Genomic DNA, 10,434 nt, shown 5'->3' on the forward strand with positions numbered 1-10,434 from the left:
CCCATTCATGAACTCAGAGAGTCATGACTGAGGATCAAGATGTACTGGTCGAAGTGTATTTATAAACTACACAAAACATAATGCTTGACATATTTCCTCCTAAGCCCAAAGACAAGGACACTTATAAGGGTGGTTCTGGGACTTCAGCTAAGTCTGACAATTATTTAACCTCCGCGGAGAAGTCTCTTTTATCTGATTTACTCAAAGTTAGGGCTGCCACTGCCTTGAGCTTTGAAATTGAAACAGATAGAATTGGGGAAGCTAACTTACAAGATAAATTAGAAAAACTAGCGGACAAAGGCTATATCTCAGTTAGTGAACAAGAAAGCTACAAAATCTTTGCTCCCACTTGGAAAACTCGTCAGCTGAGGATAAATGGTATTTTGTAGTCAGGTTCTAACGGAATTAGACAAGTTTACTTTTTTCAGTTCATTCACCCATTACCTATTTTTGGTAGATTCTCAGACAGCTGCCGCCACCGACCTTCCTAGTGAAATACAGAAATTTGTGGAAGGACATCGGTGGTATTTTGTGTTTGCTGCGATAATTATTGGAGTAGCAGTTGAAACTGGAATTAGCTATTTCTCAGCTTTTAGGGATTGTCATTTATTTCCCGATTTAAAAAAGGATTTTTTAAAGACTTTCCGTTTTTTATTAATTGTCAAAGTTCTTATATCAATACTCTTATACCTTCTTATTCAATTTATATTTTCTCTATTAAGCTTGATCGAGGATAATGTTTTTTTTGGTTTAATCATTGCTCTGGTCTTCGGTCTTATTATGGGTTCCTTAAACCCTAATTTAGAACAAATCGACCAATTAATGGGTGGATTCGGCCTATCTGCAATTACTTTCGTCTCCAGTGGGATCAAAAAGATTTTAGAGCGGTACAAAGACTCTCAAATATCTATTATTAGTCCTTTAGACAAGAAATTGGTAATCAAGAAAACCAGCCTATATTATTTTATCAAGCCTGAATTTGATCGTTTTCAAATAGTTACTCTTCAGGAATACATCCAAAAGTTAATCGGTGGATCTACACTGAAAGAAACGCCAGAGAAATATCAAGGAAGATTAAACGCTATCATCGGGGGAAATTTTAGTGACGAGGATAAGAGAGAAAGATTAATATGGTTATTATTTGATATTATAAGTCCTGAAGATATTAATAAAATTACAGATCACCCAGAGCAATCAGAAATTTTAAAAAGACTGCGAAAAATAGAACAGGGGAATAGTACGATAAATTAAACGTCGGCCAGTCAATTAAATACACTGGTACTGCTATTGATCGATTAACTGGAATTGATAAAAATCCTTGAGGGGGAGTGATGGGTTGACTTTTCCAGACAATTCTCACCATCTGGACCAGAAAAAAAGTAACCGATGTGGTAATGATTCGGTAGTAGTGGCGTAGCCCTATTGCTTACCTGGTATGAATTGTGTAAAATATTTATTAATAAAAATAATTGCAACCCGCTCAGTCTTTAAACCTCTAGCTTGAGCATGACTTTTATAATAAATATCTTTTTCTGGCTCCTGTCTGGCTTACTCAAATATCAGTCTAGCACCGAACAAAATACCCCCTTCACCTCTATTCCCCTGTCAAGCGTTGTGGTTCTCACCATACTATCAAGAATGGTTCTATTCATAATGGAAAACCCAAACGTCAAGGTAAAGAATGTGGTCAACCGTTGGTGATCAATCCCACTAATAAAACCGTCTCTGACGAAACCAAACAATTAATTGATCAACTCTTGCTCGAACGAATTTCCTTGCGAGGAATTGCGAGAGTAACAGGGGTAAGTTGGTCATGGTTACAAAATTATGTCAACAATAAACTGGCGGCTGTTCCCCGTCAAATAAAGGTTTCGGACAAACAAAAAGGTAAATTGTTTAGAGAATGTGATGAGATGTGGTCTTTGGTTTTTTCTAAGACGATAAAGGTTTATATTTGGCGGTTAATTGATAGAAAGACAAGGGAAATTATTGGTTGCTATTTAGGGTATGCTGAAAAAGTTTTTCCTGGGGACAGGGTGTGGGGTGTGGGGTGTGGGGTGATGGGAGTTGGGAGTGCCGGAGTTGGGAGATTAAAGCTGCCTTTTGCATGAGTGCCTTTTGCCTTCAGAAGCTGATCACTGAAAAGACTCCCCAACACCCATCTCACCCCGGGGAAAACCGCTATAGAATAGAGAAAAAAGAGAATTGCGAGGAAAAAACTCTGTCTTTTAACCCGATTGTCATTCCCCCTTCCCCGGAAAATCCCGCTCGCTATCTAGTGATCATGCTGCACGGTTGGGGTGCAGATGCCATGGATCTGGCCCCCCTTGCATCGATGCTGGATCTAGCTGATTGTCAATTTTTGTTTCCTAATGCTCCCTTCGATCATCCCCAAGTGCCGGGGGGACGCGCCTGGTATGCTTTAGAAACCTCCGATTATCAAGGTTTAGTCGCTAGTCGTCAACAGTTGCACGATTGGATTATTTCCCTAGAAGCAACTACCGGTATTCCCCTAGAGCGGACTTTTTTGACCGGTTTTTCCCAAGGGGGAGCGATGACGCTGGATGTGGGTTTATCTTTACCCTTGGCGGGATTGGGTTCCTTGAGTGGTTATCTGCACGGTGAACCCCATCCCCAAGGTCCACAAAATGTCTTAATTGTTCATGGTAAGCAGGATCCCGTCGTTCCTATCGCAGCTGCTCGTCAAGCCAGAGATTTACTGCTTGGTTTGGGGGTTAACGTCGAATATCACGAGTTAAATATGGGTCACGAAATCCCGATTCCGGCACTGACTATTTTACGCCAATTCCTCCGCAATCGTCTAGAAACTGCATGAATAATGCTCGTCAGCTGGCTTTGCTGATTTTACGGGATATCGATCGCTCCTCCGCCTATCCCGATCGCGCTCTTGATCGCCATTTGTCCGCTAGTTCCTTAAATTGTCTTGACAAAGCCTTGACAACGGAGATTGTTTATGGTATAATGCGCCGACAAAGAACTTTGGATGCGCTGCTCGATCGCCTGGGGAAAAAAACCGCGGCCCAGCAACCCCCGGATTTACGGCGAATTCTCCATATTGGTCTTTATCAACTGCGTTATCTATCCCAGATTCCCCCATCGGCGGCGGTGAATACGGCGGTAGAATTAACTAAAATCAGTCATTTAGGCAAATTAGCGGCGGTGGTTAACGGAATGCTGCGGCAATATCTCCGTTTAACTGCTAATGGCGACGATCCTTTACTTTTACCGGAAAATACCGCTTCTAGATTGGGTATTCTCCACAGTTTCCCCGATTGGTTGGTGCAATTGTGGTTAGATCGCTTTAGTGTTACGGAAACGGAACAACTGTGTCAATGGTTTAATCGCTCTCCTGACCTCGATATTCGGATTAATCCCCTGAAAACTAGCCTAGAAGCCCTAGAAAATGAGTTAGAATCAGCCAATATAACTTTTAATTATCTTAAGTTACCTCTAGCTTGCCGTTTAACCTCTGGTTTAGGCAATATTGAGCGTTTAGAGGGATTTCGAGCCGGAAATTACACCCTACAGGATATTAGCGCCCAATTAGTCACTTATCTACTCGATCCCCAGCCCGGAGAGACAATTATCGACGCTTGTGCAGCACCGGGGGGAAAAACCACTCATATTGCCGAATTAATGGGCGATCGGGGTAGAATATTAGCCTGTGATCAAACGGCATCCCGTTTACGACAGTTAGAAGCCAATATTAAAAGATTAGACTTAAAAGCGATCGAAATACATCTAGGGGATAGTCGCGATCGTCCCCAGTGGCGCGGCATCGCCGATCGTGTACTAATCGATGCTCCCTGTTCAGGATTGGGAACCCTGCACAAGCGTCCTGATATACGTTGGCGACAAACACCGGAAAATTTACCCGTACTAGCCAAACGACAGGGGGAACTTTTAGCCTCGGCTGCCACTTGGGTAAAACCGAAGGGAATCTTAGTTTATGCCACCTGTACTCTCGATCCGTTAGAAAATGAAAGAGTGATCGAGCAGTTTTTAGCCGCTCATCCCGATTGGAAAATGGCCACTCCTGACTCTAATTCATGCTTCTCAGAATACTATACAGAAACGGGAGCGATCGAAGTGTTACCCCATCGGCATAATCAAGACGGTTTTTTTATGGCTAAGTTAGTCAAGGAAGTGTGGGATGAAAAATAAACAATTACTGAAAATTCTCATCGGTGTTGCTTGGATTGATGGTGTCATTCAACCATCAGAAAGAAATTATTTACGACAGGTAGCTGTGAGGGAAAAACTTGATGATGATCCGGAGATAAAACCACTATTATCGGAACTAAAACCAGTTAAAACCGGTGAATGTTATCGATGGTTAGAGTCCTATTTAGGCGATAATCCTAGTCCAGAAATCTATCAAGATCTACTAACATCGATTAGCACTTTAATCTATAGCGATGACGACGTGGATATACAGGAAGCGAAATTATTAACTAAAGTGCAGAGTTTCGATCCGACTCATGATAGCCATCGATCGATGTTAGATAAATTAGTCACGGGAATTCAGAAATTGTACCACAGGGCAATTACTGAAAGTAATTAAGGAGGAGCTATCAGTGATGAGCAGGTCAAAAATTTCCCCGATAAAAACTGATAGCTGATCCCTAGATTTTAGGTAATAACTGTGGGTTGTTCCCGTCCGGTAGATTGACGAATTTGACCGATTTCTTCGGCTAAATCAATTAAGGGTTGTAGGGCCTTTTGGGTGTCGATATCGTGTTTACTTGCGTCCGGTTCATAACTTTCTAGATAAACCCGGAGAGTTGCTCCTTTAGTTCCCGTACCCGATAGACGATAAATAATCCGAGAACCATCGGTAAAACCAATGCGAATACCTTGATTTTTACTCACACTACCATCCACGGGATCCGTATAGCTAAAATCATCGGCATACTCCACTTCATAGTTACCAAATTGTTTACCCTTAAGGTCTAAAACCAGCTTCTGGAGACGTGCCATCATCTCTTTTGCCGGTTCTAATGCGACTTCTTCATAATCATGACGAGAATAGAAATTACGACCGAATTCTTGCCAATGACTGCGAACAATTTCCTCTACAGATTCCCCTTTAACTGCCAAAATATTTAACCAGAAAAGAACCGCCCATAAACCATCTTTTTCGCGAATATGATTGGAACCCGTGCCGAAACTTTCCTCCCCGCAAAGGGTTGCTTTCCCCGCATCTAACAAATTACCGAAGAATTTCCAACCGGTGGGAGTTTCATAACAGTCAATTCCCAGTTTAGCCGCTACTCGATCGGCCGCCGCACTGGTGGGCATCGATCGCGCTACTCCCGTGATACCATTTTGATAGCCCGGTACTAGATGAGCGTTGGCTGTTAGTACCGCCAAACTATCACTGGGGGTAACAAAAAAATTCTGACCGAGGATCATATTGCGATCGCCATCTCCATCGGAAGCAGCCCCAAAATCCGGAGCCTCTTGACCGAAGAGAATTTCTACCAGATCATGGGCATAGACTAGGTTAGGATCGGGATGACCACCACCAAAATCCTCTAAGGGAATACCATTTAATACTGTACCTTTGGGCGCGCCTAAACGCTGTTCAAATATGGCATAAGCGTAGGGACCGGTTACCGCATGGAGAGAATCCATGCACATTTTAAACTTACCAGAAGTGAGTAGGGTCTGAATGCGATCGAAATCAAAAATCTTTTCCATCATTTTGACATAGGGAGTGACCGCATCGATCACTTCCACATCCATAGTTCCCAGTTTAAAGGAACTGGGGCGATCGAGATTAATATCGGCCCCTGAGAGGATTTTATAACTGCTAATCACCTTAGTCTCGGCATAAATTGCATCGGTGATATTTTCCGGGGCCGGTCCGCCGTTAGTAATATTGTACTTAATGCCAAAATCGCCCTCCGGACCGCCGGGGTTATGACTAGCGGAGAGAACAATACCGCCAAAAGCGTTATTTTCGCGAATTAACCCAGAAATAGCGGGAGTGGAGACAATACCATCGGTTCCCACGAGTATTCTACCGATACCGTTAGCGGCGGCGATTTTCAGGATAGTTTGAATAGCTTGACGGTTATAATAACGACCATCTCCACCGACAACTAGGGTTTGACCCTCGATACCGTCTAAAGTATTGAAGATAGCTTGAATAAAATTTTCCAGATAATGGGGTTGTTGAAAAACGGGAACGGATTTTCGCAATCCAGAAGTCCCCGGTTTCTGGTCACTAAAGGGTTTTGTGGCAACGGTTTCAATCGTCATAGTCTTTTCTTGATAGGCTGACGCAATTGTCAACTTAAGTATATAGCAGTAGGTTGACAGCCAAGAAATCAGCTAGGAAAGACAACAGCTGGGGAGTCCCCTGTCATACTAAATCCTGTTTAAAAAGTCTAGGAGAGTGGGGAGACCACTTCGTGCGCGTTGCGGGGGGGAGATAGGGGAGTGGGGAGATAGGGAAGTGGGGAGAAGGGAAAACAAATAACAATAGTCTCCTGATTCCTGAATACTGACTTGAAAATAGAAGCTGAAATAACGCCAATTCGTCAATCATACTAAATCCGTTCAGTATAAGCTACATATCAGGAGAGGCACTCCTGCAAGCGGAGTGACTCTTAAATTATTACAGATGCGTCAGCGGCTGCGTGTAAGCATCCCACCGAAAAACTAATGCGCGGGGGGTTTGGGGGCGGCGCCACGCCCCCAACGGGGGGTTTGGGGGGTTCTACCCCCCAAAAGCTTGGATTGAGTGGTCAAGTGGCAAGTAATACTAAATCCCTTGAGTATAGGCTAAATATCAGGAGAGGCAAAAGGCAATAGGCAAAACGGAGAATAAATAATCAGTTTTTAATAACTGGATTTAGTCTTAGCCGATAAATGAACCAGATTTGGGGGTATAAACCCCCAATAATAACCAATTTTAGCTGTGAATGGCCTAATCGGCCCCTTCAATCGGTGCAAATCCCTGACGTTGAATATTCTCGCTGATGTGACGAGGTTCGAGGAATTGCAGCAGATAATCGGGACCCCCAGCTTTGGAACCTACCCCCGACATCTTGAAACCCCCGAAGGGTTGACGGGAGACAATCGCACCGGTGATTCCCCGGTTAATATAGAGGTTTCCTACTTCAAATTCCTGCGTAGCTCGGTTAATATGGGCAGGAGTGCGAGAATATAAGCCACCAGTTAAAGCATAGTCGGTTCCGTTAGCTACAGCTAAAGCTTCCTCAAAATTACTCACTTTGATAATCGCCACCACGGGACCGAAAATTTCCTCCATCGCTATTACCGCATCGGGGGGAACATTCTTAAAGACGGTGGGACTGACGAAATAACCCACTTCTGGAATTGGCATTTCTAGGGCCAATTCTGCCTCTTTTTTACCAGTTTCGATATATTCCCGAATTCTTGCTTGAGCTTTCTCGTCGATAACCGGTCCTACTTCCGTACTCGGTAAATCCGTCGGCCCGATATTGAGGGACTTGGTAGCCTCGACAAAGCGATCAACAAAGCTATCATAGACGCTTTCCAGAACGATTATCCGCGAACAGGCCGAACATTTCTGGCCGGTGTAGCCAAAAGCGGACTTAACCGCACCGACAACGGCCTGATCTAAATCGGCACTCTCATCGACAATTAGGGCATTTTTGCCGCCCATTTCGGCGATAACTCGTTTTAGGTGTTTTTGACCCTTTTGCACGATGGAGGCATCTGTATAGATGCGACAGCCCACTTCTCGTGAACCGGTGAAGGCGATTAGGTGAACATCGGGATGGCTAACTAAATGGGCCCCCACTTGCGAACCTTTACCCGGGATATATTGGAAGACTCCGGCAGGAATACCCGCTTCTAGGAGAATCTCGGCAAATTTCGCCGTAATTACCGAAGAAGTCTCGGCAGGTTTCAATAGCGTGCAGTTACCTGCTACTAAAGCTGCTACTGTCATCCCCACCGCAATGGCTAGGGGGAAATTCCAGGGAGAAATCACTAAAGCAATACCCCGGGGTTGGTAGGAATAACGATTATTCTCACCTGCTACGTCGAAATTATGCCCTAAATCCAGTCTTTCCATCTCGGAGGCGTAATAACGGCAAAAATCGATCGCTTCTGACACTTCCGGATCCGCCTGTTGGATAACTTTGCCCACTTCCAAACAAATCCAGGCCGATAACTCGTGTCGTCGCGCTTCCATCAAATCTGCCGCTTTTCGCAGTATTTCGGCTCTTTTAGCCACTGGGGTGCGTTTCCAAGCGGGAAAAGCCTGTTTCGCCGCTATGATCGCTTTTTCTGCCTGTTCCACCTCAATTAAGCCTACTTTCCCCACTATTTCCTGCGGGTTACAGGGATTAACGGAATTAATTTGAACATTGGTGGTGACGTATTCGCCGTTAATTAGGGGTAAATAGGTCTTACCGAGGGAATTTTTGACAAAAGTAAGGGCTTGACTCGCTTTATTTCGTAATTGCTCGTTGGCATAATCTGTATCGGCGGCATTAGGAAAACCGGGGATAATCGGGTTATCCTGGCCTAAAACCCGGGGGGCTGCGATTAAATCTTCCACGGGACGATCCTCCAAATTTTGCCGTAGGAAGGAACTATTAGCGGTATTTTCTAATAAACGGCGGATTAGGTAGGCCATACCGGGTAAGAGTTGTCCGTAGGGGGAATAAACCCGCACCCGATGACCCCGCTTCACTAACGCTTTGGCTAATTGGTCGCCCATGCCGTACAATACCTGCATTTCAAAGCGACGACGGGGAATTTCTAAACTTTCTGCGATCGCACAGGCCAAGGCTTGCGATCGCACGTTATGACTACCGATGGCGGCGTATAAATATTGATGATTTTCCAATAATAACCGCGTCATTCGCTCATAATTGGCATCGGTGGCCGATTTTTCGTTATATACCGGCTGTGGCCAGTGATTTTGCCGAGATTTAATTGTTTCCTGATCCCAGTAAGCGCCTTTGACTAGCCGGACAGTAACGGGATAACCGCGCTGTTTAGCCCAATTAATTAAATCTTGTAAATCTTGGGCAGAATCTCTTAAATATGCCTGTAGGGTGATGCCAATATCGGTACGACTGCGAAATTCTTCTTCTAGGAGTAATTCTTTCAGGATAGCCAGGGTGAGGTTTTTATAAACGTACTGTTCCATATCAAAATGGACTGCCACCCCTAACTCCTGAGCGCGTCGCAACAGTAGGCGAATGCGATCGCAAACTTTTTCCTTACTACCAATCGGATCCATGGGATCAAACTGAGAATAAAAGGCAGTTAGCTTGACAGAAACCTGCACTTGTGGTAATAAGTCGCCGTCCGCTTCATCAATTTGGCTAACTTTATTCCATTTGCTCGCTTCTTGAGCCAAATGGGTCATTAAATCGAGATAACTTTGTAGATAAACTTGGGTTTCCGCTTCAGTAATTACCGCTTCACCGAGGAGATCTATGGTAAAAGCCATTTTTTCCTTCCGCAGACGGGTGACAGTGCGAGTAATTTGCTCTAGGTCTTCCCCGGCGATATACTTACGAGCTAAGGTTTCTACGGATTTACTGATCAGACTGGCGGCCGTTTGAGCCGGTAGGGAGTTAGGATCACTAAAGTTGAGGATACTTTTCAGCGCACTGGGCAGTTCTACGGAAGCATCACCGAGGTATTGTTGGAGATGATTAGCGATCTCGGCATTACTGCGTAAAGCGGGTAAACAGTCAATAAAACGGAATAATTGTACTCGTAAATTGGGGTTAGACATTGCCCAATCGAGTAATTTATCATCCCAACGCATTTGATCCTGTAAAGCAGACCAAAGACCTTTTTTTTCCCGAGTTTCGGCTAAAAGTTGTCTAGCGATCTCTTGGGTTTTGGTTTCGTAGTTTTGAGTTGAGTCGATTTGGATAACCACGGTGATTCAAGTAAAAAAATTATCAACGGGATTCAGCTTTCAGCAAGCTACCGTCAGCCTTCAGCCTAAAATTCAGTTTTTGAGCTTTTTCAGCTGATTGCCGCTCTTAATGGCTCTTTTCTCTGGTTTATATTCTTACCGAAGGACTAATCAAAGCTAATAGCCGATTACTTTTGCTGAACACTCTATTGTACTCGATCGAGTGAGGAAGTGGGGAAGTGGGGAAGTGGGGAAGTGGGGAGGTGGGGAAATGGGGAAATGGGGAGAATAAATAAAAATAATCTCCTAAATCCTGACTGACTTGAAAATAGAAGCTGAAATAACGCCAATTCGTCGATCATACTAAATCCGTTGAGTATAAGCTACATATCAGCAGAGACACTCCTGCAAGGGGAGTGACTCTCAAATCATTACAGATGTGTCAGCGGCTGCGTGTAAGCATCCCACCGAAAAACTAATGCGCTCCGGGGTTTGGGGGGTTCTACCCCCCAAAAGCTTGGATTGAG

7 protein-coding genes and 1 pseudogene are annotated in these 10,434 nt (G+C 44.3%); 6 read left to right on the top strand and 2 right to left on the bottom strand.

All coding sequences use genetic code 11. The features are described from left to right. The first annotated feature begins 80 nt into the window (after positions 1-80). The 6 genes and pseudogenes from IM477_RS18405 to IM477_RS18430 all read left to right on the top strand — a co-directional run bounded on the left by IM477_RS18405 (position 81) and on the right by IM477_RS18430 (position 4,585). Positions 81-389, top strand: a complete 309-nt coding sequence (locus tag IM477_RS18405) for a hypothetical protein (protein ID WP_287732977.1) — start codon at positions 81-83, stop codon at positions 387-389. Beyond that, on the top strand, positions 376-1,251 hold the full coding sequence (locus IM477_RS18410) for a hypothetical protein (protein WP_287732978.1): 876 nt from the start codon (positions 376-378) through the stop codon (positions 1,249-1,251). The genes IM477_RS18405 and IM477_RS18410 overlap by 14 nt, the downstream gene beginning before the upstream one ends. A gap of 255 nt (positions 1,252-1,506) precedes the next feature. Further along, positions 1,507-2,018: pseudogene (locus IM477_RS18415) on the top strand (IS1-like element transposase); the annotation flags it as partial. 224 nt (positions 2,019-2,242) lie between these two features. Continuing rightward, positions 2,243-2,836 (top strand): alpha/beta hydrolase, encoded by a 594-nt coding sequence (locus IM477_RS18420; protein ID WP_306462502.1) that lies wholly within the window; start codon positions 2,243-2,245, stop codon positions 2,834-2,836. Then, complete coding sequence (locus IM477_RS18425) at positions 2,833-4,185, top strand: 16S rRNA (cytosine(967)-C(5))-methyltransferase (protein ID WP_287732979.1); 1,353 nt, start codon at positions 2,833-2,835, stop codon at positions 4,183-4,185. Before IM477_RS18420 ends, IM477_RS18425 begins: the two co-directional genes overlap by 4 nt. Beyond that, entirely contained in the window at positions 4,175-4,585 is a 411-nt protein-coding gene (locus IM477_RS18430) for a tellurite resistance TerB family protein (RefSeq protein ID WP_287732980.1), read from the top strand. The genes IM477_RS18425 and IM477_RS18430 overlap by 11 nt, the downstream gene beginning before the upstream one ends. A gap of 68 nt (positions 4,586-4,653) precedes the next feature. Here IM477_RS18430 and IM477_RS18435 read toward each other — a convergent pair whose 3' ends face one another. Together IM477_RS18435 and pruA are read right to left on the bottom strand one after the other, a co-directional pair. After that, entirely contained in the window at positions 4,654-6,288 is a 1,635-nt protein-coding gene (locus IM477_RS18435) for an alpha-D-glucose phosphate-specific phosphoglucomutase (protein ID WP_287732981.1), read from the bottom strand. A 670-nt stretch (positions 6,289-6,958) separates the two neighbouring features. After that, positions 6,959-9,928 (bottom strand): L-glutamate gamma-semialdehyde dehydrogenase, encoded by a 2,970-nt coding sequence (gene pruA / locus IM477_RS18440; protein ID WP_287732982.1) that lies wholly within the window; start codon positions 9,926-9,928, stop codon positions 6,959-6,961. Between the last annotated feature and the right edge of the window lie 506 nt (positions 9,929-10,434).

The organism is Microcystis sp. M090S1 (assembly GCF_020246295.1).
Taxonomy (GTDB): domain Bacteria; phylum Cyanobacteriota; class Cyanobacteriia; order Cyanobacteriales; family Microcystaceae; genus Microcystis; species Microcystis aeruginosa.